The organism is Escherichia sp. MR (genome assembly GCF_005280595.1).
Classification (GTDB): Bacteria; Pseudomonadota; Gammaproteobacteria; order Enterobacterales; family Enterobacteriaceae; genus Escherichia; species Escherichia ruysiae.
The window spans coordinates 1-22,396 of sequence record NZ_SZVK01000018.1; the positions used below are offsets into that span (position 1 = coordinate 1).

Genomic DNA, 22,396 nt, shown 5'->3' on the forward strand with positions numbered 1-22,396 from the left:
AATCGGTGGAGCTGCATGACAAAGTCATCGGGCATTATCTGAACATAAAACACTATCAATAAGTTAGAGTCATTACCTGGAACCTGTGCTCATATTCAGCGATGAATCTGTGTCAAATACCGAACTTCCGCTAAAGGTGACATCAGCTCCCGAAACGGAAACATGTGTACCTGTACCCGCACTCAGATTGCCTTTTATCTCAGAGCTGGTGGAGTCTTTATTTGTAATGGACAGAGAATTACCATCAGCATTATTTACAACATTATTCAAAACAATATCACTTTGAATGACAGAACCGGCGAAGAGATTCAAAGAGTTAGTTCCACCATTCAGAGATATTGCGGTATCACAATCTTGCCCTCTGTCGCCAGATACTCCTCCGGGGAAGTGAACGTTACTTTCACCTTCCTGTCCGCCACTACCAGGCAATATCCTGCCATGATTATTTATCGTAATATCACTCCCGGATATAGCAGTACCACCATTACCTCCGTTGCCACCATTACCTCCGGCACCAGTTTTATTATTTTCAAGGGAACGCCCTCCATCGCCACCATCACCACCAGTGCCGCCATTTCCACCAATAATATTTCCATAATTATTTATTTCCATATTATTTCCAGATATGGCAATCCCACCAGTACCACCAATCCCACCAGTACCACCAGTGCCAAGGGGCAATGAATCAGTGGGATCATATTCATCTGTATCACCACTACCTCCTTCACCACCAGTGCCCCCCAGTCCGCCAGTTATATCTCCCGTATTATTTATCTTAATATTATTACCATATATAGCAGACCCTCCAATACCACCACTACCACCGGTACTCCCATTAATATTCTGATCGGTAGTAAATTCGACACTACCTTCGCCACCGCGAGCACCATCCCCCCCCTGGCCACCTGTAATGTGATTATTATTTGTTATCTCCATATTATTTCCGGATATGGCTGTGCCTCTATTCCCTCCTGTGCCGGCAGAAGGCCCCCATACCGCCCACTAGGCACCACTACTACCTTGCCCGGCAGTGATGTTTCCGTTATTGCTTATTTGAAGATTGTTGCCAGATATGGCTGTCCCACCAACAGCAGGAGTCCCAGTTAAACCACCGCTCTTATCGCCATAACCACTGGCTCCAGGCATTCCGCCATCGCCACCCGTAATGCTTCCGTTGTTCGTAATGGTAAGATCATCTCCGGAAATAGCGGTACCTGCTTCACCTCCATCGCCTCCGCCATTACCATAACCTCCCCAACCCCCCTTACCACCGGAAATATCACCAGAATTAACAAGAGTAAAATTATTTCCAGTAATGGCTGTACCGCCCTGGCCTCCTGCAGATCCCATCTTCGTATTATCATCATCACCAGCCCATCCGCCTTCACCGCCACTAATGCGAGTACCGCTGTTAATTGTCAGGATATTTTCATCCTGTAACGAACCAGGTACAACATTAACAATGAGAGCATCTTCACCAGCTTCCCCATCATCATTATTATCTGGCCTGTGATGCGAGGCATCAGCACCAATGATATTTTCAGATATTTCTGCAGGGTTTCCTTCAGAAAGAGTAACTTCCATTTTGGCTCCCAAAGCAGGCTGAATGGACAGAGTGGCAGATATAAGACTGCAAAGTAATGTAGTCTTCATTCCCTCTTGCGTTACGCCGAATGTTTTTCTGTTTTTTATATAGATATCAAATTTTTCTTTTTTATTAATTTTCATTTTCACAAAAGCTCCAATTTTTTTAAGAATGGTGGGTTAAATGTTTTGGCTGTATAAATATTAATGGGAAATAATATGCATTATCTAATCATCATACAAATGATCGATGCGAGCATTATTGCAAATAAACAGAAAAAATCCATCTCAAGCAATCAGGTTGGTTTTTTTTGACGAGTAATTTGAAATTGTAATGTTTTCTGGATGTTAGTTTGTTTATTGATTGGTGTAATTTTAGATAGTGAGTGTTTCTTTGCTTTTTTATAAGAAAAGTGCCTGAAAATATCGTCAAGGAATATAATATTTTTATCCTAAAAACAGACCTGGATATAAATAATAATTAATGCAGAGATAATGATCACCATATTAATGAACGGGTATTGATAACAGGCTTGATCAACCTAAGATGCCAGGAGAAGTTATCCCCGTAACCAGGGGACATCAGATGTTCTGCTTTATGGATATAAGCAGCCTTTACACCGTTACGTTCCTGATGATCCATCGGACATTCAACAGTATCACGGGACCACAAACCTGATTCTATTAATGCACTACATGCCATCACCCGGAATCCGTGACTACTACAGTTGCCAGACGCTCAACGAAAGACCGATAAAACGCCAGAGTATGAATCACCCGCAGAGCGGTTCAACCAGTATGTTGCATCCATCGGGTGAAATCACAGCCAGAAACGTGTCAACGCTGTTCTGGACGGGGCATAATGACAAAAAAGGTGCTTTAATTAGCGCCTTTTTTATTTAAGCGTTTTTTGCGTGCATAATAACAATATCACAACAACACATACCGGAGGCTTTTATGCCACTGCATAATTTAACTCGTTTCCCACGGCTGGAGTTTATCGGCGCACCAACGCCGCTCGAATATCTGCCGCGTCTTTCTGATTATCTTGGGCGGGAAATTTTCATTAAACGGGATGACGTCACTCCGATGGCGATGGGCGGCAATAAATTACGCAAACTAGAGTTTCTCGCGGCAGACGCCCTGCGTGAAGGTGCCGACACTCTGATTACCGCCGGAGCGATTCAGTCTAACCACGTGCGCCAGACTGCCGCCGTCGCCGCAAAACTTGGGCTGCATTGTGTGGCGCTGCTGGAGAATCCTATCGGAACAGCCGCAGAAAACTATTTAACCAACGGCAATCGCTTGTTGTTGGATCTCTTCAATACCCAGATTGAAATGTGCGATGCGCTGACCCATCCCAATGCCCAACTGGAAGAGCTGGCAACGCGAGTCGAAGCGCAAGGGTTCCGTCCGTATGTCATTCCGGTTGGAGGTTCTAATGCTTTAGGCGCGCTGGGCTATGTGGAGAGCGCGCTGGAAATCGCGCAACAGTGTGAAGGGGCGGTTAATATTTCTTCGGTGGTGGTGGCGTCGGGCAGCGCCGGAACGCACGCTGGACTGGCAGTAGGATTGGAACAACTAATGCCAGAAAGCGAACTGATTGGCGTGACCGTGTCACGTTCCGTTGCTGACCAGTTGCCAAAAGTGGTTAACCTACAACAGGCAATAGCGAAAGAACTGGAACTGAGCGCATCAGCGGAAATTTTACTCTGGGATGACTATTTTGCGCCTGGCTACGGCGTGCCGAACGACGAAGGCATGGAAGCGGTGAAACTGTTGGCGCGGCTGGAAGGCATTCTGCTTGATCCTGTGTATACCGGAAAAGCGATGGCGGGGCTGATGGATGGCATCAGTCAGAAACGCTTCAAAGACGAAGGGCCGATTCTGTTTATTCATACTGGCGGCGCGCCTGCGCTGTTCGCCTATCATCCTCACGTCTAGCCCCGGAAACGCTCATGCAAGAAAGTATACAACTGGTTATTGATTCTTTGCCGTTCCTGCTTAAAGGGGCTGGGTATACGCTGCAACTCAGCATCGGCGGCATGTTTTTTGGCTTACTGCTGGGATTCATTCTCGCGCTGATGCGCCTGTCGCCACTCTGGCTCGTGCGCTGGCTGGCACGTTTTTACATTTCCATTTTTCGCGGTACGCCGCTCATCGCGCAACTGTTTATGATCTACTACGGCCTACCGCAGTTTGGCATTGAACTAGATCCGATTCCGTCGGCGATGATTGGCCTGTCACTGAACACCGCTGCCTATGCTGCCGAAACGCTGCGTGCCGCCATTTCATCTATTGATAAAGGTCAGTGGGAAGCCGCCGCCAGTATTGGCATGACGCCGTGGCAAACTATGCGTCGCGCAATTTTGCCGCAGGCGGCTCGGGTGGCGCTGCCGCCGCTGTCGAACAGCTTTATCAGCCTGGTAAAAGATACCTCGCTGGCAGCGACGATTCAGGTGCCGGAACTGTTTCGTCAGGCGCAGTTGATTACCTCGCGCACGCTGGAAGTTTTCACCATGTATCTGGCGGCTTCGCTCATCTACTGGATTATGGCGACAGTGTTATCGACGCTACAGAACCATTTTGAGAATCAACTTAACCGCCAGGAGAGAGAACCAAAATGAGTGCCATTGAAGTTAAAAACCTGGTGAAAAAATTCCACGGTCAGACGGTACTGCACGGTATCGATCTGGAGGTCAAAACTGGCGAAGTCGTGGCGATTATCGGCCCGAGTGGCTCCGGCAAAACCACGTTGCTACGCAGCATAAATTTGCTGGAGCAACCGGAGGCGGGGAGCATCACCGTTGGGGATATCACTATTGATACTGCGCGTTCGTTAAGCCAGCAAAAATCGCTGATTCGCCAGTTGCGCCAGCATGTCGGATTTGTCTTTCAGAATTTTAATCTGTTTCCGCATCGCACAGTGCTGGAAAACATTATTGAAGGGCCGGTGATCGTTAAAGGCGAACCGAAGGAGGAGGCCACGGCGCGCGCTCGCGAGCTGCTGGCAAAAGTTGGACTGGAAGGGAAAGAGACCAGCTATCCGCGTCGTTTGTCCGGCGGTCAACAGCAACGTGTGGCGATTGCGCGTGCGCTGGCGATGCGCCCGGAAGTCATTTTGTTTGACGAACCCACTTCGGCGCTGGACCCGGAGCTGGTGGGGGAAGTCCTGAATACCATACGCCAGTTGGCACATGAAAAGCGCACCATGGTGATTGTGACGCACGAAATGAGCTTTGCCCGTGACGTTGCTGACCGCGCGATCTTTATGGATCAAGGGCGGATAGTAGAGCAGGGCCCTGCAAAAACCTTATTTGCCGATCCTCAGCATCCCCGTACACGCCAGTTCCTTGAGAAGTTTCTGTTGCAATAAGATAAGAAAAAATCAGCCCCGGCAGCTTTTTAGTCGGGGCGAAAACGCATTCCTGACCGCATAAATCGCTTAATAAATCAGCATAACTTATTAATAACATAAGAGAATGCTATGGCTTGCAAAAGTAATTCATTGTCTGAATAATATAAATTATATATAAATCTTATTTATGTGATAGTTTGAGTTATCAGTATAAATGATACTCACTCTCAGGGGCGTTGCGGTTAACTATGCAGGATACGGATTTTTTCAGCTGGCGTCGCACGATGTTGTTGCGTTTTCAGAGGATGGAGGCCGCAGAAGAGGTCTACCATGAAATAGAGCATCAGACTTACCAACTGGAGTTCGATTTTTATTCATTATGTGTGCGCCACCCGGTGCCATTCACGCGACCGAAAGTGGCTTTCTACACCAATTATCCGGAGTCATGGGTCAGTTATTATCAGGCCAAAAACTTTCTCGCCATTGATCCTGTGCTTAACCCTGAAAACTTCAGTCAGGGGCATTTATTGTGGAATGATGAGTTATTCAACGAAGCACAGCCGTTATGGGAAGCCGCACGTGCGCATGGTTTACGCCGTGGCGTCACTCAGTATTTAATGCTGCCGAATCGGGCGTTGGGGTTTTTGTCCTTTTCCCGTAGCAGTACGCGTGAAATACCCATTCTTAGTGATGAACTGCAATTAAAAATGCAGCTATTGGTGCGTGAAAGTCTGATGGCGTTGATACGTTTAAATGATGACATAGTGATGACGCCAGAGATGAATTTCAGCAAGCGGGAAAAAGAAATTCTGAAATGGACCGCAGAAGGTAAAACGTCAGCAGAGATAGCGATGATCCTGTCAATCTCTGAGAATACTGTCAATTTTCATCAGAAAAATATGCAGAAAAAAATCAATGCACCGAATAAGACGCAGGTTGCCTGCTACGCAGCCGCAACTGGCTTAATATGATATCTATTACATTGGGCATGAAAGATGCCAAACCGGCTGAAAGGTGCGCTTTCAGCCGGTTTTATATTACTGACGGTAGGCTTGTTTAATTTGCTTAACCGTTTTGGAAAATACCGCAGCCTGGGTTTCGTCTTCGATCAGCGCAAGCTGTTTTTCCATCTTTAACATCACGCGGCCCGCGTCAGCTTGTCCCATCGCCTGCAGCATCAGCGTCAGCATCGCTTTCAGGCAGGAGACTTCATTTGCCAGTTCTTGATTATTCTCGGCAGTAGAAAAATCAGGCGTACTCATTTATTTTCCTCGTCATGTTGCAATGAAAATTTGCGGTGAAAAATGTTAAGGCGGCGGAGTATACCATAAGCTTTGCTAAAAATAGCAGTGGTTGTTTTTTGCGCACGATATCAGCAATAGTAATAAAACAGGGAATATAACGCGCAATAAATATTTTTATCATGAATGTTTTTCGCGCGTATTGTTCGGGTTAATTCATGTTACATATTCATGCCGCTGATTTTTCATTTATGCTGAATAAAGTCAATTTTTGTCACATTTCGTCGTTGGCCTTACTGCGAAACGCGCTGGCAAACCTTTGATGACGGACGTGACGATAACTCTGGACAATCGAATTTACAAAAACGAGAGAAAAATCGAATACCCACCATTTTTAACGTTTCAAAGTTGCAATAAAAACCGCTAATATACGAATGACTAACTATCAGTAGCGTTATCCCTATTTCTGGAGATATTCCTTTGATCAACGTTCTACTTGTTGATGACCACGAACTGGTGCGCGCAGGGATACGACGCATTCTGGAAGATATAAAGGGTATTAAAGTCGTCGGTGAGGCATCCTGCGGTGAAGACGCCGTTAAGTGGTGCCGGGCAAACACCGTTGACGTCGTGCTAATGGACATGAGTATGCCTGGCATTGGCGGTCTTGAGGCGACGCGTAAAATCGCTCGCTCGACAGCAGATGTCAAAATCATCATGCTTACGGTTCATACTGAAAACCCTTTACCAGCGAAAGTCATGCAGGCCGGTGCTGCGGGCTATCTCAGCAAAGGTGCGGCTCCGCAGGAAGTTGTGAGTGCGATTCGCTCTGTCTATTCGGGGCAGCGTTATATTGCTTCTGACATTGCTCAACAAATGGCATTAAGCCAGATCGAACCAGAAAAAACAGAAAGCCCATTTGCCAGTTTGTCTGAACGTGAATTGCAGATTATGCTGATGATTACCAAAGGCCAAAAGGTCAATGAGATCTCAGAACAGCTTAACCTCAGCCCGAAAACGGTGAACAGCTATCGCTACCGTATGTTCAGTAAATTAAACATTCATGGCGATGTTGAGCTGACTCACCTGGCAATTCGCCATGGTCTGTGTAATGCGGAGACATTAACAAGTCAGTGAGTGTTCAGTTTGACGCAAAAGCGTTTTTAAAAACCGTAACCAGCCAGCCTGGCGTTTATCGCATGTATGATGCTGGTGGTACGGTTATCTATGTCGGCAAAGCGAAAGACCTGAAAAAACGGCTTTCCAGCTATTTCCGTAGCAACCTCGCTTCGCGCAAAACCGAAGCGTTGGTTGCCCAGATCCAGCAAATTGATGTGACGGTTACCCATACCGAAACCGAAGCTCTGCTGCTGGAACACAACTACATCAAACTCTATCAGCCGCGTTACAACGTTCTGTTACGCGATGATAAATCTTATCCTTTTATTTTTCTTAGCGGCGATACCCATCCGCGTCTGGCTATGCATCGCGGTGCAAAGCACGCCAAAGGTGAATATTTCGGCCCGTTCCCAAACGGCTATGCCGTGCGTGAAACCCTGGCGCTGCTACAAAAGATTTTCCCGATTCGCCAGTGTGAAAATAGCGTTTATCGCAACCGCTCGCGTCCGTGTCTGCAATATCAGATAGGGCGCTGTCTGGGACCGTGCGTTGAGGGTCTGGTGAGTGAAGAAGAGTACGCCCAGCAGGTAGAGTATGTGCGCCTGTTTTTATCCGGTAAGGACGATCAGGTGCTGACTCAACTGATCGGTCGCATGGAAACAGCCAGCCAGAATCTGGAGTTTGAAGAAGCGGCACGTATTCGCGACCAAATCCAGGCGGTGCGACGCGTAACCGAAAAACAGTTTGTCTCCAATACAGGTGATGACCTTGACGTTATTGGCGTCGCTTTCGATGCGGGCATGGCTTGTGTCCACGTCTTGTTTATTCGTCAGGGCAAGGTGCTCGGTAGCCGTAGTTATTTCCCAAAAGTGCCTGGCGGTACGGAGCTGGGCGAAGTGGTGGAAACCTTTGTCGGTCAGTTCTATTTACAGGGCAGCCAGATGCGCACTTTGCCGGGTGAGATCCTGCTCGACTTTAATCTTAGCGATAAAACGCTGCTCGCCGATTCCCTTTCAGAACTGGCAGGGCGCAAGATTAACGTTCAGACTAAACCGCGTGGCGATCGGGCACGTTATCTGAAGCTGGCGCGCACCAATGCGGCGACGGCCTTAACGACCAAACTTTCGCAGCAATCTACGGTTCACCAGCGTCTGACCGCGCTTGCAAGCGTGTTGAAATTGCCGGAAGTGAAGCGGATGGAGTGTTTTGACATCAGCCATACCATGGGTGAACAAACGGTCGCTTCGTGTGTGGTGTTCGATGCTAACGGCCCGCTGCGTGCGGAGTATCGGCGCTATAACATTACCGGCATTACGCCTGGTGATGATTATGCGGCAATGAATCAGGTGCTGCGTCGGCGTTACGGTAAAGCCATCGACGACAGTAAGATTCCGGACGTGATCCTGATTGATGGCGGCAAAGGCCAGCTTGCGCAGGCGAAAAATGTCTTCGCCGAGCTGGATGTCTCATGGGATAAAAACCATCCGCTGCTTCTTGGCGTGGCGAAAGGAGCCGATCGTAAGGCTGGGCTGGAAACGTTGTTCTTCGAACCTGAAGGTGAGGGCTTCAGTCTGCCGCCAGATTCACCGGCGCTGCATGTCATCCAGCATATCCGCGATGAATCACACGATCACGCGATTGGTGGGCATCGCAAAAAACGCGCAAAAGTCAAAAATACCAGCACGCTGGAAACCATCGAAGGCGTTGGACCAAAACGTCGGCAAATGTTGTTGAAATATATGGGCGGTTTGCAAGGTTTACGTAACGCCAGCGTTGAGGAAATTGCAAAAGTGCCGGGTATTTCGCAAGGTCTGGCAGAAAAGATCTTCTGGTCGTTGAAACATTGATGTCTCTGTAGCAACATAGGGGTAATCTTACTGACAACAGATAGTTACCCGTCATTATGCAATTTAATATCCCTACGTTGCTCACACTGTTCCGTGTCATCCTTATCCCATTCTTTGTATTGGTCTTTTATCTGCCTGTCACCTGGTCGCCGTTTGCTGCCGCGCTCATTTTCTGCGTTGCGGCGGTAACTGACTGGTTCGATGGTTTTCTGGCGCGTCGCTGGAATCAGAGTACCCGCTTTGGCGCTTTCCTTGATCCAGTAGCAGATAAAGTGCTGGTTGCCATTGCCATGGTGCTGGTAACTGAGCATTACCATAGCTGGTGGGTCACTTTGCCAGCGGCAACGATGATCGCCCGTGAAATTATTATTTCTGCTCTACGTGAATGGATGGCTGAACTCGGTAAACGCAGCAGTGTGGCTGTCTCCTGGATTGGTAAAGTAAAAACGACTGCCCAAATGGTGGCGCTGGCCTGGCTGTTATGGCGTCCGAACATTTGGGTTGAGTACGCTGGTATTGCACTTTTCTTTGTGGCTGCGGTACTGACTCTGTGGTCTATGTTGCAATATTTGAGCGCAGCTCGCGCAGATTTGCTTGATCAGTGATCGTTTCGGCGCAAAATTCAGCAAACGATCAAAAGTGGTGAAAAATATCGTTGACTCATCGCGTCAGGTAAGTAGAATGCAACGCATCGAACGGCGGCACTGATTGCCAGACGATAATAAAATCAAGTGATTAGCTGATTGCTTGATGAATGCGGGAATAGCTCAGTTGGTAGAGCACGACCTTGCCAAGGTCGGGGTCGCGAGTTCGAGTCTCGTTTCCCGCTCCAGTTTAAAAGACATCGGCTTAAGCGGGTGTCTGGCTGAAAAGCCTGAAGAATTTGGCGCGTTAACAAAGCGGTTATGTAGCGGATTGCAAATCCGTCTAGTCCGGTTCGACTCCGGAACGCGCCTCCACTTTTTTCCCGAGCCCGGATGGTGGAATCGGTAGACACAAGGGATTTAAAATCCCTCGGCGTTCGCGCTGTGCGGGTTCAAGTCCCGCTCCGGGTACCATGGGAAAGATAAGAATAAAATCAAAGCAATAAGCAGTGTCGTGAAACCACCTTCGGGTGGTTTTTTTGTATCTGCCACTTATCGTTATACCCCTCTTATTTTTAATCACTGGGTAATCCACTCAAAAAGTATCTCTATGCCAGACCGACATGTAAGATAGACGCTGGCGAGTCGAGATCCACAAGGAAAAGCGTATGAAAACGGGACCGTTGAACGAAAGTGAGTTGGAATGGCTGGATGATATCCTGACCAAATACAACACAGACCACGCCATCCTTGATGTAGCTGAGCTGGACGGTTTATTGACGGCGGTGTTGAGTTCTCCGCAAGAAATTGAACCAGAACAGTGGTTGGTGGCCGTCTGGGGTGGGGCGGACTATGTACCGCGCTGGGCGTCAGAAAAAGAGATGACGCGCTTTATGAACCTGGCTTTTCAACATATGGCCGATACCGCAGAGCGTCTGAACGAATTTCCTGAACAGTTTGAGCCGTTATTTGGTCTGCGAGAGGTTGATGGTAGTGAGCTGACGATTGTTGAGGAGTGGTGCTTTGGCTATATGCGTGGAGTTGCTCTCTCTGACTGGTCGGCATTGCCTGAATCCTTAAAACCGGCGCTTGAGGCGATTGCGCTGCACGGTACGGAAGAAAACTTCGAGAGAGTAGAGAAGCTGTCGCCGGAAGCGTTTGATGAGAGTGTGGATGCCATTCGACTGGCGGCACTTGATTTGCATGCTTACTGGATGGCTCATCAGCAGGAAAAGCCTGTTCAGCAACCGATAAAAGCAGAAGAAAAACCGGGTCGTAACGATCCTTGCCCGTGCGGTAGTGGTAAGAAATTTAAGCAGTGCTGCTTGCATTAAGAGGTCACATTGGGTGCCAGAGTTAATTCTGGCACCCAACAGGGATATGTGAGGTTATTTGATCACCCCACTTCTGGTAACCACCCTGCTGCAATCAAAAATTGCACTCCAATCACGCCAATACCACAGAGAAACACCAGTATCAACGCTGGACGGCCGCCTTTCACCCGATAACCTGCTTGTGGATTATGCTTTCTGCTCTGCCAGGTCAACAGGGAAGGGATAATCAACGCCAGCACAGCCAGCGCCACACCGGCGTAACCCAGCGCCATTACAAAGCCACGTGGGTAAAACAGCGCAAATGCCAGCGGTGGCAGAAAAGTAATTGCCCCGGTTTGCATTCTCCCGCCAACGCTATTTGATCGCTGAAACAGATCCGCAAGATAATCAAATAAGCCTAATGCTACGCCGAGGAAGGAGGTTGCGAGGGCTAAGTCAGCAAATAAATGCACCGCCAGTTCGACATGCGGTGAGGCCACCACTTCGCGTAATGCCTGTAACAGCCCGTTTAGCCCGGCATGATTAGCCAACAATCCCATAAAGGTTGTGGAATCAATGCTGCCCAGCGTCGCCAGTTGCCAGAATATATACGCCACCAGAGGGATCGCACTACCGGTAATAAATACCCAGCGCAGCTTGCGAATGTTGCCATCCATATAACTGACGATGCTCGGTACACTACCGTGGAAGCCAAATGACGTAAAAATTACCGGGATCGCCGACAACGCAAGTCCTTGTTGTAGCGGCAGGGTTAAAAGATTCACTTTGTGAATATGCGGTAGCAGCAATACCAGCATCACCACCAGAAAAATAATTTTGGCGCTGAACAGAAAGCGGTTAAATAAATCGACCAGCGACGTCCCGACACAAACCACACCACCGGCAACAAAAGTGAACAACAACACGCCAGTGGTTGCCGACACTGGAATACCCGTCCAGTCGCTGATGCTGGAGGCCAGCAATTCACCGGCGCCGCTAATGTACGCCGCCGTCAGGGCGTACATTAAAAACATCATACTGAAGCCTGTCAGCCACTGCCCATAATGCCCCAGATAGCGTTTTGCCAGCGTGCCCAGACCGGTATCTGCGGGTACATGCTGATACACCTCCAGCAATAGCAGTGCGGTGTAACACATCAATGCCCACAGACCAACTAACAATGTCAATGTGACACTAAAACCGACGCCTGCTGCCGCCAGCGGCATTGCCAACATACCCGCGCCAATTGTGGTTCCTGCCACGATAAAAACACTTCCCAGAGTTCTGTTTTTCACGCTTTCTTCTGTCCTGACGATCTTTATGAGTGATATCTGCGGCGCAGGTTAAGGCATTCTACATTTTTCGTCAAATCGGCGTTACATTTAGTGTAAATAAAAATGTACAATAAAATGCATTCAGAACTGCGCTGGCGCAAAGCCTTGATGAGCAGCTATCGCTACGCTATGCCCTTTTTGAGGAGGAACGATGAGCTCTATTCACGGTCATGAAGTGTTAAATATGATGATTGAATCAGGCGAGCAATATACGCACGCCAGTCTGGAAGCGGCGATCAAAGCGCGTTTTGGTGAACAGGCGCGTTTTCATACCTGCTCGGCGGAAGGGATGACTGCGGGAGAACTGGTGGCGTTTCTGGCGGCGAAAGGTAAATTTATTCCCGGTGAAGAAGGGTTCTCAACCGATACAAGTAAAATTTGTCGCCACTGATATGAAACGGCGGCAGTAAATCTGCCGCCAGAGTAGATTAATTTTGCGCGTCGAGGGTAGAAAGTTCTTTATCGATGAAATAAAGACCTTCGCCGCTTTTACCGGCCAGACTTAATTTATCAATAATCGATTTGAACAATTTCTCTTCTTCATGTTGCTCAGAAACATACCATTGCAGGAAATTAAACGTTGGGTAATCCTGGTTGGTCATGGCAGCGTGAGCCAGTTCATTAATTTTCTGCGTGATTAATTGTTCATGCTTATAGGTTTCCTGGAATAATTCATCAAGTGAAGAATATTCAGCAAACGGGGATTCAACGGTATTAATACGCGGTAAGTTTCCGGTATCGGTCAGATAGTCAAACAGACGCTGCATATGCGTCATCTCTTCCTGGGCGTGTCGGCGGAGAAACGCAGCCGCGCCTTCAAAGGTATGATAGCTGCACCAGGCGCTCATTTGCTGATAAAGCAGTGAAGAGTACAGTTCCAGGTTCATCTGCTCATTGAGTTTTTCAATCATTTCTGGTTTCAGCATGATAGTGCTCCATAAAGGTTATTTTTGTTGCTGTGGCGCCACTATAATTTGTTATTTTATTATTTGCAAAAGGTAAAATATTAAATTCAATTATTAAAAATACGAATGGGAATAAAACGCATTAACGCTATTTGTGGCATTAATTAACCAGCGAAGCATCCCTCGCTGATTAAGGTCTTTATTGATAAGTCGAGGGCATTAAATTTTGGCACTGATACGACAGCGTAAATTCCGTATTCAGGCATAACGATCCCGCAAACAGACTACAGTTACTTACAGGTTGCCCAAACGCAATAGCGCGGGTAAACCCTGCGTGCTGACATGCGCGTTCCGCTATTCTTTGATTAAGATAGCTGTCAGTACGGGCGTGTTGTAAAAATGCCTGATCATAAACGAGGCGCACAATACCGCTCGTGACATTAACTTCGCTCAATTGAGCCTGACGAGTTACGGTGCAGCCCGCTAATGTTAAAAGTGAAAAAATAAATATCAGATGTTTCATGTCACGGCCTGAAGAGGGAGAAGAAACTGGTATTGTACCCGCGCGCAGTACCAGGTTATGGACAGAAAAGACGACGGATCGGTGCTATTCCTTGCTTTTCCCAGAAGTCAGGCGCTTTATGGGGGCTTTGTGGTTATCAATTTCATAACATTAAAGGGGTATTTATGTGATATATATCACATAAAGATTGATTTTTGTGATGGATGTCATATTATAAGCGCAAAGACGATAACACCTGCATAACAAATGGTCGGAGTACCTCGATGAAACTACGCAAAATCCTGAAAAGCATGTTTGATAACTATTGCAAGACGTTCAAAGACGTACCGCCAGGCAATATGTTCAGATAACAAAAAAACCTGCTTCGGCAGGTTTTTTTGTGCCCTGGTGATGGCGGATGTGACTATCGCTGTGGAGGGGAAGCCGCTACTATAGCGGCTTTCAAAAAGCTATCAGGAGTTTACAATGTCCCAGCCGCTGAATGCCGATCAGGAACTGGTCTCTGATGTTGTCGCTTGCCAGTTGGTAATCAAACAAATTCTCGACGTACTCGATGTGATCGCACCTGTTGAGTTGCGTGAAAAAATGTCCAGCCAGTTGAAGAATATCGATTTTACTAACCATCCCGCCGCAGCCGATCCGGTAACGATGCGCGCTATCCAAAAAGCCATCGCGCTGATTGAACTGAAATTTACTCCGCAAGGTGAATCCCATTAAAAAAACCGCTGCTTCAAAGTATGAAGCAGCGGCTTTCTCAAAATTATTTGTATCCGGCGCATGTTTTAAAGCGCCGAACATGATTAATGTATCTGATGCGACACGACATTAAGAACATGCTGGTCGGTCTGGACAGGGCACATACCGGCAAGTTTCGCGCTGCGTACTTCATCAAGAATGGTTTGCAACAACAGACCATCGTGCTGCTGTTCTTTTTCCAGATCGCGCAGGAAATCGACGGTAGAATCATCATTCAATTCTTTAGCTTCATCGGCTAATTGTGACAGCTTGCTTGAACGCTGCTCATATTCTTCCATCGTCTTTTGGAAGAGTTCTTCCAGGGAGTTAAGCTTTTCTCCTGGTACATCGATAGCTTTAACGATGGGAGTTGCTCCGATACTTTTCATAAAGTTAAACATGCGCATCATTTGCGTCACGTTACTCTGTGCCTGGGCGCGAAGGAAAGTAGCGGTGCCATTCAGACTTTGTTCAGAACACCATTTGCTCAGGTGAAGGTAGAGATTGGATGCATAAAACTCGCGGTTCATTTGGGTGTTGAGTTTGAGAAGCATTCCAGTGGTTGCCATACCTAATATCCTTATATCCAGAAGACGTGAGGTGCAAGATGAATCAAAACACCGTAATTACTGATTGCAGAATAATTCCTTTCTGCATGTCCAAAATGTGATCGTGGAGTCAATTCTGACGATGATCTGAAATAAGCATAACGTCTGAACGGATATAAGAAAATCCTTAAATCACCAGATTTATATTTTTTTACATTTCATTGATGAGAACAATTAGTTTGCAATAATTCCTAATGCGCTGTGTTGGTATATCTCATTGATATTGAAATAAATTATTAATAACATGATGATGTTTTGATATTTTAAGATATTTTTTTAGTTATGCGATGATGCTCTCATTATAGCGTTACCCTTAATTAATAATGGTGGTGATAATTAATGTGGAAATTGATTGTTGCAAGGATTAGAGACTTCATCCTCCTTCACTATTCAGCGTAAATGAACAACCTCTTACCCGGTAATAATTAGATTAAAAAAAGACACTCCCAGCCTCTCAACGCATACCACAAGGATTTCCAGGCTAATGTCATGGATTATTCTGCTAATGCCTTTTTGAATTGTCAGACAATTACCGTTTCCAGTATGTCATTTCTCGCTGAATTTATGCACGTTCTCACTGTAATTCTGCTATGTGATATTGCTCTCCTATGGAGAATTAATTTCTCGCTAAAACTATGCCAACACAGTCAATTATCTTTTCGCTAAAGGTAATGCTTTGTTTTCCGATTGAATTAACAAAAGTTCTTAGTTTTTGCCCTACACAAAATGACGCTAAAGCTGGAGATAACCATGCACAAATTTACTAAAGCTCTTGCAGCCATTGGTCTGGCTGCCGTTATGTCACAATCCGCTATGGCGGAAAACCTGAAACTCGGTTTCCTGGTAAAGCAACCAGAAGAGCCGTGGTTCCAGACCGAATGGAAGTTTGCCGATAAAGCCGGGAAAGATTTAGGGTTTGACGTTATTAAGATTGCCGTGCCGGATGGCGAAAAGACGCTGAACGCCATCGACAGTCTGGCTGCCAGCGGTGCGAAAGGGTTTGTCATTTGTACGCCAGACCCGAAACTGGGTTCCGCAATTGTGGCGAAAGCACGTGGCTATGGTATGAAAGTGATTGCCGTGGATGACCAGTTTGTAAATGCCAAGGGTAAGCCGATGGATACCGTGCCGCTGGTGATGATGGCGGCGACCAAAATTGGTGAGCGTCAGGGCCAGGAACTGTATAAAGAGATGCAAAAACGTGGTTGGGACGTAAAAGAAAGTGCCGTAATGGCGATTACTGCCAACGAACTGGATACCGCTCGTCGCCGTACCACGGGCTCTATGGACGCACTTAAAGCCGCCGGATTCCCGGAAAAACAAATATATCAGGTTCCTACCAAATCTAACGACATCCCTGGGGCATTTGACGCCGCCAACTCCATGCTGGTTCAGCACCCTGAAGTTAAACACTGGTTGATTGTCGGGATGAACGACAGCACCGTGCTGGGCGGTGTACGTGCAACGGAAGGTCAGGGCTTTAAAGCGGCGGACATCATTGGTATCGGTATCAATGGGGTGGATGCGGTGAGCGAGCTGTCCAAAGCGCAGGCTACCGGTTTCTACGGTTCACTCCTGCCAAGTCCGGACGTACATGGCTATAAATCCAGCGAAATGCTCTACAACTGGGTAGCGAAAGACGTAGAACCACCAAAATTCACTGAAGTTACCGATGTAGTTCTGATTACGCGCGACAACTTTAAAGAAGAACTGGAGAAAAAAGGTTTAGGCGGTAAGTAATCTGCCGTAAAAATTCCCCTCTGCCTTTATTGTGCAGAGGGGGTGTGAAAGACCAGTGATTCACGGAGACGTTATGCAACAGTCTACCCCGTATCTCTCATTTCGCGGCATTGGTAAAACTTTCCCCGGCGTTAAGGCGTTGACGGATATTAGTTTTGACTGCTATGCCGGTCAGGTTCATGCGTTGATGGGTGAAAATGGCGCAGGAAAATCAACACTCTTAAAAATCCTTAGCGGAAACTATGCGCCAACCACGGGTTCTGTAGTGATTAATGGACAAGAAATGTCCTTTTCCGACACGACCACTGCGCTTAACGCGGGCGTGGCGATTATTTACCAGGAACTGCATCTCGTGCCGGAAATGACCGTCGCGGAAAATATTTATCTCGGCCAGCTTCCCCATAAAGGCGGCATTGTAAATCGTTCACTGCTGAATTATGAAGCAGGTTTACAACTCAAACATCTGGGTATGGATATTGACCCGGCTACGCCGCTGAAATATCTCTCCATTGGTCAGTGGCAGATGGTTGAAATTGCCAAAGCTCTGGCGCGTAACGCCAAAATTATCGCCTTTGATGAGCCAACCAGCTCCCTGTCTGCCCGTGAAATCGACAATCTTTTCCGCGTTATTCGTGAGCTACGAAAAGAGGGGCGGGTGATCCTATACGTTTCTCACCGTATGGAAGAAATATTTGCTCTCAGCGATGCCATCACCGTCTTTAAAGATGGACGTTACGTCAAAACTTTCACCGATATGCAGCAGATTAACCACGACGTTCTGGTACAGGCGATGGTCGGTCGCGATATCGGCGATATCTACGGCTGGCAACCGCGTAGTTATGGTGAGGAGCGATTGCGCCTGGATGCAGTTAAGGCGCCAGGCGTGCGTACGCCAATAAGCCTGACCGTTCGCAGTGGTGAAATTGTTGGTCTGTTTGGTCTGGTGGGGGCTGGACGCAGCGAATTAATGAAAGGCATGTTTGGTGGTACGCAAATCACCGCCGGTCAGGTTTATATCGACCAAAAGCCGATTGATATTCGCAAGCCGGGTCACGCCATTGCCGCTGGCATGATGCTCTGTCCGGAAGATCGCAAAGCGGAAGGTATTATTCCGGTGCATTCCGTTCGTGACAATATCAACATCAGTGCCCGTCGCAAACATGTGCTTGGTGGTTGTGTGATCAATAACGGCTGGGAAGCGAATAATGCTGATCACCATATTCGTTCGCTCAATATCAAAACGCCGGGAGCGGAGCAATTAATCATGAATCTCTCCGGTGGTAATCAGCAGAAAGCCATTCTGGGGCGTTGGTTATCGGAAGAGATGAAGGTCATTTTGCTGGATGAACCTACGCGCGGTATTGATGTGGGAGCCAAGCACGAAATATATAACGTGATTTATGCGCTGGCGGCGCAGGGCGTGGCGGTGCTGTTTGCCTCCAGCGATCTGCCCGAAGTCCTCGGCGTTGCCGACCGTATTATCGTCATGCGTGAAGGTGAAATCGCGGGTGAATTGCTACACGAGCAGGCAGATGAGCGTCAGGCACTAAGCCTTGCTATGCCTAAAGTCAGCCAGGCAGTTGCCTGAGTAAGGAGAGTATGATGTCTTCTGTTTCTACATCGGGTTCTGGTGCATCTAAGTCGTCATTCAGCTTCGGGCGTATCTGGGATCAGTACGGTATGCTGGTGGTGTTTGCGGTGCTGTTTATCGCCTGTGCCATTTTTGTCCCGAACTTTGCCACCTTCATTAATATGAAAGGGCTGGGGCTGGCAATCTCCATGTCGGGGATGGTGGCGTGCGGCATGTTGTTCTGTCTCGCGTCGGGTGACTTTGACCTTTCTGTTGCTTCGGTAATTGCCTGTGCAGGTGTTACTACGGCGGTGGTTATCAATCTGACCGAAAGCCTGTGGATAGGCGTGGCGGCAGGTTTGCTGCTGGGCGTCCTCTGCGGTCTGGTGAATGGTTTTGTTATCGCCAAACTTAAAATTAACGCTTTGATTACCACGCTGGCGACGATGCAGATTGTCCGTGGTCTGGCGTATATTATCTCCGACGGTAAAGCGGTCGGTATCGAAGATGAAAGTTTCTTTGCTCTCGGTTATGCCAACTGGTTCGGCCTGCCTGCGCCAATCTGGCTCACTGTCGCTTGCCTGATAATCTTTGGCTTGCTGCTGAACAAAACTACCTTTGGTCGTAATACGCTGGCGATTGGTGGTAACGAAGAGGCCGCGCGTCTGGCAGGTGTACCGGTTGTCCGCACCAAAATCATTATCTTTGTTCTCTCTGGTCTGGTATCGGCGATTGCCGGGATTGTTCTGGCTTCGCGCATGACCAGCGGTCAGCCGATGACCTCGATTGGCTATGAGTTGATTGTTATCTCAGCCTGCGTTTTAGGTGGCGTTTCTCTGAAAGGTGGCATCGGAAAAATCTCATATGTGGTGGCGGGTATCTTAATTTTAGGTACTGTAGAAAATGCTATGAACCTGCTCAATATTTCTCCTTTCGCGCAGTACGTGGTTCGTGGCTTAATCCTGCTGGCGGCGGTGATCTTCGACCGTTACAAGCAAAAAGCGAAACGCACTGTTTGATGCTTTTTTCCGCAAAAATTTAGCCCTTTTTTCCTCCACAGCCAGCCGCCACAACGGCTGGCTGTTCTTTTTTGCAAATGGCGAGCTACGTCACACTGTCTATACTTACATGTCTGTAAAGCGCGTTCTGCGCGAACTATAAAAAGATAAGGAGGAGTACCGGGTGACAGAACCGTTAACCGAACCCCCTGAACTATCCGCGAAATATGCCTGGTTTTTTGATCTCGATGGAACGCTGGCGGAAATTAAACCGCATCCCGATCAGGTCGTCGTGCCTGACAATATTCTGCAAGGACTTCAGCTACTGGCAGCCGCAAGTGATGGTGCATTGGCATTGATATCAGGGCGCTCAATGGTCGAGCTTGACGCACTGGCAAAACCTTATCGCTTCCCGTTAGCGGGTGTACATGGGGCGGAGCGCCGTGACATCAATGGTAAAACGCATATCGTTCATCTGCCGGATGCGATTGCCCGCGATATTAGTGTTCAACTGCATACGGCAATCAGCCACTATCCCGGTGCGGAGCTGGAGGCGAAAGGGATGGCGTTTGCGCTGCACTATCGTCAGGCGCCGCAGCACGAAGACGCCTTATTGAGATTAGCGCAACGCATTACCCAGATTTGGCCGCAAATGGCATTACAGCAGGGAAAGTGTGTCGTCGAGATTAAACCAGGAAACACCAGTAAAGGGGAGACGATTGCTGCCTTTATGCAGGAAGCTCCCTTTATCGGCCGTAAGCCCGTTTTTCTGGGCGATGATTTAACCGATGAATCTGGCTTCGCGGTCGTTAACCGACTGGGTGGAATGTCAGTGAAAATTGGCACCGGAGCGACTCAGGCATCATGGCGGCTGGCGGGCGTGCCGGATGTCTGGAGCTGGCTTGAAATGATAACCAACGCATTACAACAACAAAAAAGAGAAAATAACAGGAGTGATGACTATGAGTCGTTTAGTCGTAGTATCTAACCGGATTGCACCACCAGACGAGCACGCCGCCAGTGCCGGTGGCCTTGCTGTCGGCATACTGGGTGCACTGAAAGCTGCAGGTGGACTGTGGTTTGGCTGGAGTGGCGAAACGGGGAATGAGGATCAGCCGCTAAAAAAGGTGAAAAAAGGAAATATTACCTGGGCCTCTTTTAACCTCAGTGAAAAGGATCTCGACGAATACTACAACCAATTCTCCAATGCCGTTCTCTGGCCTGCATTTCATTATCGACTCGATCTGGTGCAATTTCAGCGTCCTGCCTGGGACGGCTATCTACGCGTAAATGCGTTGCTGGCAGATAAATTACTGCCGCTGCTAGAAGACGATGACATTATCTGGGTTCACGATTATCACCTGTTGCCATTTGCGCATGAATTACGCAAACGTGGGGTGAATAATCGCATTGGTTTCTTCCTGCATATTCCTTTCCCGACGCCGGAAATCTTCAATGCGCTGCCGACGTATGACACCTTGCTTGAACAGCTTTGTGATTATGATTTGCTGGGTTTCCAGACAGAGAACGATCGCCTGGCGTTCCTGGATTGCCTTTCTAACCTGACCCGCGTTACGACGCGTAGCTCAAAAATCCATACGGCCTGGGGCAAAGCGTTTCGAACCGAAGTTTACCCCATTGGCATTGAACCAGATGAGATAGCCAAACAGGCTGCCGGACCATTGCCGGCAAAACTGGCGCAACTAAAAGCGGAACTGAAAAACGTACAAAATATCTTTTCTGTCGAACGACTGGATTATTCCAAAGGTTTGCCGGAGCGTTTTCTCGCCTATGAAGCGTTGCTGGAAAACTATCCGCAACATCACGGTAAAATTCGCTATACCCAGATTGCGCCAACGTCGCGTGGTGATGTGCAAGCGTATCAGGATATTCGTCATCAGTTGGAAAATGAAGCCGGGAGAATTAACGGCAAATATGGTCAATTAGGCTGGACGCCGCTTTATTATCTGAATCAGCATTTTGATCGTAAATTACTGATGAAAATCTTCCGCTATTCTGATGTTGGATTAGTGACGCCGCTGCGCGACGGAATGAACCTGGTCGCGAAAGAGTATGTTGCCGCACAGGATCCTGCCAATCCGGGCGTACTGGTACTTTCGCAATTTGCCGGAGCGGCAAACGAACTGACGTCGGCGTTAATTGTAAACCCCTACGATCGTGATGAAGTTGCGGCGGCGCTCAATCGGGCGTTGACGATGTCGCTGGCGGAACGTATTTCCCGCCATGCAGAAATGCTGGAAGTTATTGTGAAAAACGACATTAATCACTGGCAGGAGTATTTTATTCGCGATCTAAAGCAGATAGTTCCGCGAAGCGCGGAAAGTCAGCAGCGCGATAAAGTTGCTACCTTTCCGAAACTGGCGTAATGGCAGTTAATCTCCCTTAAGCGGAACCAGTAGTACATCGACCTCGCTTGAGGCAATCACACTTTTCGCTGAGCAGGATGCTCGCGAAAAGAAACTGTGGTTATGATTGCCGCAAATCACCAAATCGAATTTATGCTTACGGCACACTGCCAGAATATGTTCGCTTAACTCACCGTAAGCAATAAATGTCTCTTCTACCGGATATCCCGCATCCTTTATTAATTTATCAAGAAAGTTTTGTGTTTCTTCATGCATTACGCTGCGTAAATCTTCAAGCATCGGTGCGGCTAATTGATTGAAGATTTCCGGGTCGGAAGCGAGAGTGATCAAACTTATGCGCCCATTAACCGGACGGGCGATAGAGACCGCTTTTGTCAACAGTTGCTGGCTTTCTGGCGAGACAGCTACAGCAACAAGAACATTGGTATAGCTCATAACCTGCTCCTTATTCTGTGAACTTCAGGTGTTATTACAGCTTTACTCTGAATGAGGCATTGATGCAATAACAACTCAGTCAAAAAGGTAAATATTAGGCTGGTTACTAGTAAGA

The 22,396-nt window shown here is 47.8% G+C and carries 26 protein-coding genes, 3 tRNA genes and 1 pseudogene; 20 read left to right on the forward strand and 10 right to left on the reverse strand.

Annotated elements, in window-relative coordinates; genetic code table 11:
- On the forward strand, window positions 1-62 hold a 62-nt coding region (locus tag FC814_RS23475; protein WP_071528444.1), incomplete at its 5' end, for an IS1 family transposase.
- 10 nt (window positions 63-72) lie between these two features.
- Here FC814_RS23475 and FC814_RS23105 read toward each other — a convergent pair.
- From FC814_RS23105 to FC814_RS23115, 3 genes and pseudogenes are all read right to left on the reverse strand, one after another.
- Window positions 73-936: a hypothetical protein gene (locus FC814_RS23105; RefSeq protein WP_301546363.1), complete on the reverse strand. Its 864-nt coding sequence runs from the start codon at window positions 934-936 to the stop codon at window positions 73-75.
- 66 nt (window positions 937-1,002) lie between these two features.
- On the reverse strand, window positions 1,003-1,734 hold the full coding sequence (locus FC814_RS23110) for a hypothetical protein (protein ID WP_301546364.1): 732 nt from the start codon (window positions 1,732-1,734) through the stop codon (window positions 1,003-1,005).
- 436 nt (window positions 1,735-2,170) lie between these two features.
- A pseudogene (locus tag FC814_RS23115) lies at window positions 2,171-2,302 on the reverse strand (integrase); the annotation flags it as partial.
- Window positions 2,303-2,541: 239 nt separating this feature from the next.
- Between FC814_RS23115 and dcyD the strand changes: the two are divergent.
- From dcyD to sdiA, 4 genes are all read left to right on the forward strand, one after another.
- A complete protein-coding gene (dcyD, locus tag FC814_RS10220) occupies window positions 2,542-3,528 on the forward strand; it encodes a D-cysteine desulfhydrase (protein WP_137325894.1) in 987 nt (328 codons plus the stop codon).
- Between the two features lie 14 nt (window positions 3,529-3,542).
- Window positions 3,543-4,211, forward strand: a complete 669-nt coding sequence (tcyL, locus tag FC814_RS10225; RefSeq protein ID WP_032225570.1) for a cystine ABC transporter permease — start codon at window positions 3,543-3,545, stop codon at window positions 4,209-4,211.
- Window positions 4,208-4,960, forward strand: a complete 753-nt coding sequence (gene tcyN, locus FC814_RS10230; protein ID WP_137325895.1) for an L-cystine ABC transporter ATP-binding protein TcyN — start codon at window positions 4,208-4,210, stop codon at window positions 4,958-4,960. Before tcyL ends, tcyN begins: the two co-directional genes overlap by 4 nt.
- Window positions 4,961-5,190: 230 nt before the next feature.
- A complete protein-coding gene (gene sdiA, locus FC814_RS10235; RefSeq protein WP_001154261.1) occupies window positions 5,191-5,913 on the forward strand; it encodes a transcriptional regulator SdiA in 723 nt (240 codons plus the stop codon).
- A 66-nt stretch (window positions 5,914-5,979) separates the two neighbouring features.
- On the opposite strand, the gene yecF is transcribed toward sdiA, so the two are convergent.
- Window positions 5,980-6,204 (reverse strand): DUF2594 family protein YecF, encoded by a 225-nt coding sequence (yecF, locus tag FC814_RS10240; protein ID WP_000106474.1) that lies wholly within the window; start codon window positions 6,202-6,204, stop codon window positions 5,980-5,982.
- Window positions 6,191-6,367 (reverse strand): hypothetical protein, encoded by a 177-nt coding sequence (locus tag FC814_RS10245; protein WP_032155896.1) that lies wholly within the window; start codon window positions 6,365-6,367, stop codon window positions 6,191-6,193. The genes yecF and FC814_RS10245 overlap by 14 nt, the downstream gene beginning before the upstream one ends.
- 296 nt (window positions 6,368-6,663) lie before the next feature.
- Between FC814_RS10245 and uvrY the strand changes: the two genes are divergently transcribed.
- The 7 genes from uvrY to yecA all read left to right on the forward strand — a co-directional run bounded on the left by uvrY (window position 6,664) and on the right by yecA (window position 11,067).
- Complete coding sequence (gene uvrY / locus FC814_RS10250; RefSeq protein ID WP_000611331.1) at window positions 6,664-7,320, forward strand: UvrY/SirA/GacA family response regulator transcription factor; 657 nt, start codon at window positions 6,664-6,666, stop codon at window positions 7,318-7,320.
- Entirely contained in the window at window positions 7,317-9,149 is a 1,833-nt protein-coding gene (gene uvrC / locus FC814_RS10255; protein ID WP_000116018.1) for an excinuclease ABC subunit UvrC, read from the forward strand. The genes uvrY and uvrC overlap by 4 nt, the downstream gene beginning before the upstream one ends.
- 56 nt (window positions 9,150-9,205) lie before the next feature.
- Window positions 9,206-9,754, forward strand: a complete 549-nt coding sequence (pgsA, locus tag FC814_RS10260) for a CDP-diacylglycerol--glycerol-3-phosphate 3-phosphatidyltransferase (protein ID WP_001160187.1) — start codon at window positions 9,206-9,208, stop codon at window positions 9,752-9,754.
- A gap of 151 nt (window positions 9,755-9,905) precedes the next feature.
- Window positions 9,906-9,981: transfer RNA gene (locus FC814_RS10265), tRNA-Gly, on the forward strand.
- A 53-nt stretch (window positions 9,982-10,034) separates the two neighbouring features.
- Window positions 10,035-10,108 (forward strand) — tRNA-Cys (locus FC814_RS10270).
- 12 nt (window positions 10,109-10,120) lie between these two features.
- Window positions 10,121-10,207, forward strand: a tRNA-Leu gene (locus FC814_RS10275).
- Window positions 10,208-10,401: 194 nt separating this feature from the next.
- Entirely contained in the window at window positions 10,402-11,067 is a 666-nt protein-coding gene (gene yecA / locus FC814_RS10280) for a UPF0149 family protein YecA (protein WP_000847898.1), read from the forward strand.
- A gap of 62 nt (window positions 11,068-11,129) precedes the next feature.
- On the opposite strand, the gene tyrP is transcribed toward yecA, so the two are convergent.
- Window positions 11,130-12,341: a tyrosine transporter TyrP gene (gene tyrP / locus FC814_RS10285; protein WP_000797587.1), complete on the reverse strand. Its 1,212-nt coding sequence runs from the start codon at window positions 12,339-12,341 to the stop codon at window positions 11,130-11,132.
- A gap of 190 nt (window positions 12,342-12,531) precedes the next feature.
- Between tyrP and FC814_RS10290 the strand changes: the two genes are divergently transcribed.
- Complete coding sequence (locus FC814_RS10290) at window positions 12,532-12,771, forward strand: YecH family metal-binding protein (RefSeq protein WP_000094895.1); 240 nt, start codon at window positions 12,532-12,534, stop codon at window positions 12,769-12,771.
- Window positions 12,772-12,808: 37 nt separating this feature from the next.
- Here the strand turns inward: FC814_RS10290 and ftnA are convergent, their stop codons facing one another.
- Both ftnA and yecR read right to left on the reverse strand, forming a co-directional pair.
- A complete protein-coding gene (gene ftnA / locus FC814_RS10295; protein WP_000917207.1) occupies window positions 12,809-13,306 on the reverse strand; it encodes a non-heme ferritin in 498 nt (165 codons plus the stop codon).
- 178 nt (window positions 13,307-13,484) lie between these two features.
- Complete coding sequence (gene yecR / locus FC814_RS10300; RefSeq protein WP_000681391.1) at window positions 13,485-13,808, reverse strand: YecR family lipoprotein; 324 nt, start codon at window positions 13,806-13,808, stop codon at window positions 13,485-13,487.
- A 263-nt stretch (window positions 13,809-14,071) separates the two neighbouring features.
- Between yecR and azuC the strand changes: the two genes are divergently transcribed.
- Together azuC and yecJ are read left to right on the forward strand one after the other, a co-directional pair.
- On the forward strand, window positions 14,072-14,158 hold the full coding sequence (azuC, locus tag FC814_RS10310; protein ID WP_077629254.1) for a stress response protein AzuC: 87 nt from the start codon (window positions 14,072-14,074) through the stop codon (window positions 14,156-14,158).
- 115 nt (window positions 14,159-14,273) lie between these two features.
- Window positions 14,274-14,525, forward strand: coding sequence for a DUF2766 family protein YecJ (yecJ, locus tag FC814_RS10315; protein WP_000082114.1), 252 nt, complete (start codon window positions 14,274-14,276; stop codon window positions 14,523-14,525).
- An 83-nt stretch (window positions 14,526-14,608) separates the two neighbouring features.
- Here the strand turns inward: yecJ and FC814_RS10320 are convergent, their stop codons facing one another.
- Window positions 14,609-15,112: a non-heme ferritin-like protein gene (locus FC814_RS10320; protein WP_000246122.1), complete on the reverse strand. Its 504-nt coding sequence runs from the start codon at window positions 15,110-15,112 to the stop codon at window positions 14,609-14,611.
- A gap of 789 nt (window positions 15,113-15,901) precedes the next feature.
- Between FC814_RS10320 and araF the strand changes: the two genes are divergently transcribed.
- The 5 genes from araF (at window position 15,902) to otsA (ending at window position 21,846) form a co-directional block, all read left to right on the forward strand.
- Window positions 15,902-16,891, forward strand: a complete 990-nt coding sequence (araF, locus tag FC814_RS10325; protein ID WP_000548667.1) for an arabinose ABC transporter substrate-binding protein AraF — start codon at window positions 15,902-15,904, stop codon at window positions 16,889-16,891.
- Between the two features lie 73 nt (window positions 16,892-16,964).
- Window positions 16,965-18,479: an arabinose ABC transporter ATP-binding protein AraG gene (araG, locus tag FC814_RS10330; RefSeq protein ID WP_001187835.1), complete on the forward strand. Its 1,515-nt coding sequence runs from the start codon at window positions 16,965-16,967 to the stop codon at window positions 18,477-18,479.
- 14 nt (window positions 18,480-18,493) lie between these two features.
- Window positions 18,494-19,480, forward strand: a complete 987-nt coding sequence (gene araH, locus FC814_RS10335) for an arabinose ABC transporter permease AraH (RefSeq protein ID WP_000100212.1) — start codon at window positions 18,494-18,496, stop codon at window positions 19,478-19,480.
- Window positions 19,481-19,643: 163 nt separating this feature from the next.
- Complete coding sequence (gene otsB, locus FC814_RS10340; RefSeq protein ID WP_137325897.1) at window positions 19,644-20,447, forward strand: trehalose-phosphatase; 804 nt, start codon at window positions 19,644-19,646, stop codon at window positions 20,445-20,447.
- Window positions 20,422-21,846, forward strand: coding sequence for an alpha,alpha-trehalose-phosphate synthase (gene otsA / locus FC814_RS10345; RefSeq protein ID WP_137325898.1), 1,425 nt, complete (start codon window positions 20,422-20,424; stop codon window positions 21,844-21,846). Before otsB ends, otsA begins: the two co-directional genes overlap by 26 nt.
- Window positions 21,847-21,852: 6 nt before the next feature.
- Here the strand turns inward: otsA and uspC are convergent, their stop codons facing one another.
- Window positions 21,853-22,281 carry a universal stress protein UspC gene (gene uspC, locus FC814_RS10350; protein WP_000122665.1) on the reverse strand — a complete coding sequence of 143 codons (429 nt, stop codon included), beginning with the start codon at window positions 22,279-22,281 and terminating at the stop codon, window positions 21,853-21,855.
- Between the last annotated feature and the right edge of the window lie 115 nt (window positions 22,282-22,396).

Bases quoted from the DNA above. Each gene is read 5' to 3' on its own strand.
- FC814_RS23105 (WP_301546363.1), bottom strand. From the start codon at position 936: ATGGAGATAACAAATAATAATCACATTACAGGTGGCCAGGGGGGGGAT.
- dcyD (WP_137325894.1), top strand. From the start codon at position 2,542: ATGCCACTGCATAATTTAACTCGTTTCCCACGGCTGGAGTTTATCGGC.
- tcyL (WP_032225570.1), top strand. From the start codon at position 3,543: ATGCAAGAAAGTATACAACTGGTTATTGATTCTTTGCCGTTCCTGCTT.
- tcyN (WP_137325895.1), top strand. From the start codon at position 4,208: ATGAGTGCCATTGAAGTTAAAAACCTGGTGAAAAAATTCCACGGTCAG.
- sdiA (WP_001154261.1), top strand. From the start codon at position 5,191: ATGCAGGATACGGATTTTTTCAGCTGGCGTCGCACGATGTTGTTGCGT.
- yecF (WP_000106474.1), bottom strand. From the start codon at position 6,204: ATGAGTACGCCTGATTTTTCTACTGCCGAGAATAATCAAGAACTGGCA.
- FC814_RS10245 (WP_032155896.1), bottom strand. From the start codon at position 6,367: ATGATAAAAATATTTATTGCGCGTTATATTCCCTGTTTTATTACTATT.
- pgsA (WP_001160187.1), top strand. From the start codon at position 9,206: ATGCAATTTAATATCCCTACGTTGCTCACACTGTTCCGTGTCATCCTT.
- yecA (WP_000847898.1), top strand. From the start codon at position 10,402: ATGAAAACGGGACCGTTGAACGAAAGTGAGTTGGAATGGCTGGATGAT.
- FC814_RS10290 (WP_000094895.1), top strand. From the start codon at position 12,532: ATGAGCTCTATTCACGGTCATGAAGTGTTAAATATGATGATTGAATCA.
- ftnA (WP_000917207.1), bottom strand. From the start codon at position 13,306: ATGCTGAAACCAGAAATGATTGAAAAACTCAATGAGCAGATGAACCTG.
- yecR (WP_000681391.1), bottom strand. From the start codon at position 13,808: ATGAAACATCTGATATTTATTTTTTCACTTTTAACATTAGCGGGCTGC.
- azuC (WP_077629254.1), top strand. From the start codon at position 14,072: ATGAAACTACGCAAAATCCTGAAAAGCATGTTTGATAACTATTGCAAG.
- yecJ (WP_000082114.1), top strand. From the start codon at position 14,274: ATGTCCCAGCCGCTGAATGCCGATCAGGAACTGGTCTCTGATGTTGTC.
- FC814_RS10320 (WP_000246122.1), bottom strand. From the start codon at position 15,112: ATGGCAACCACTGGAATGCTTCTCAAACTCAACACCCAAATGAACCGC.
- araF (WP_000548667.1), top strand. From the start codon at position 15,902: ATGCACAAATTTACTAAAGCTCTTGCAGCCATTGGTCTGGCTGCCGTT.
- araG (WP_001187835.1), top strand. From the start codon at position 16,965: ATGCAACAGTCTACCCCGTATCTCTCATTTCGCGGCATTGGTAAAACT.
- araH (WP_000100212.1), top strand. From the start codon at position 18,494: ATGTCTTCTGTTTCTACATCGGGTTCTGGTGCATCTAAGTCGTCATTC.
- otsA (WP_137325898.1), top strand. From the start codon at position 20,422: ATGAGTCGTTTAGTCGTAGTATCTAACCGGATTGCACCACCAGACGAG.
- uspC (WP_000122665.1), bottom strand. From the start codon at position 22,281: ATGAGCTATACCAATGTTCTTGTTGCTGTAGCTGTCTCGCCAGAAAGC.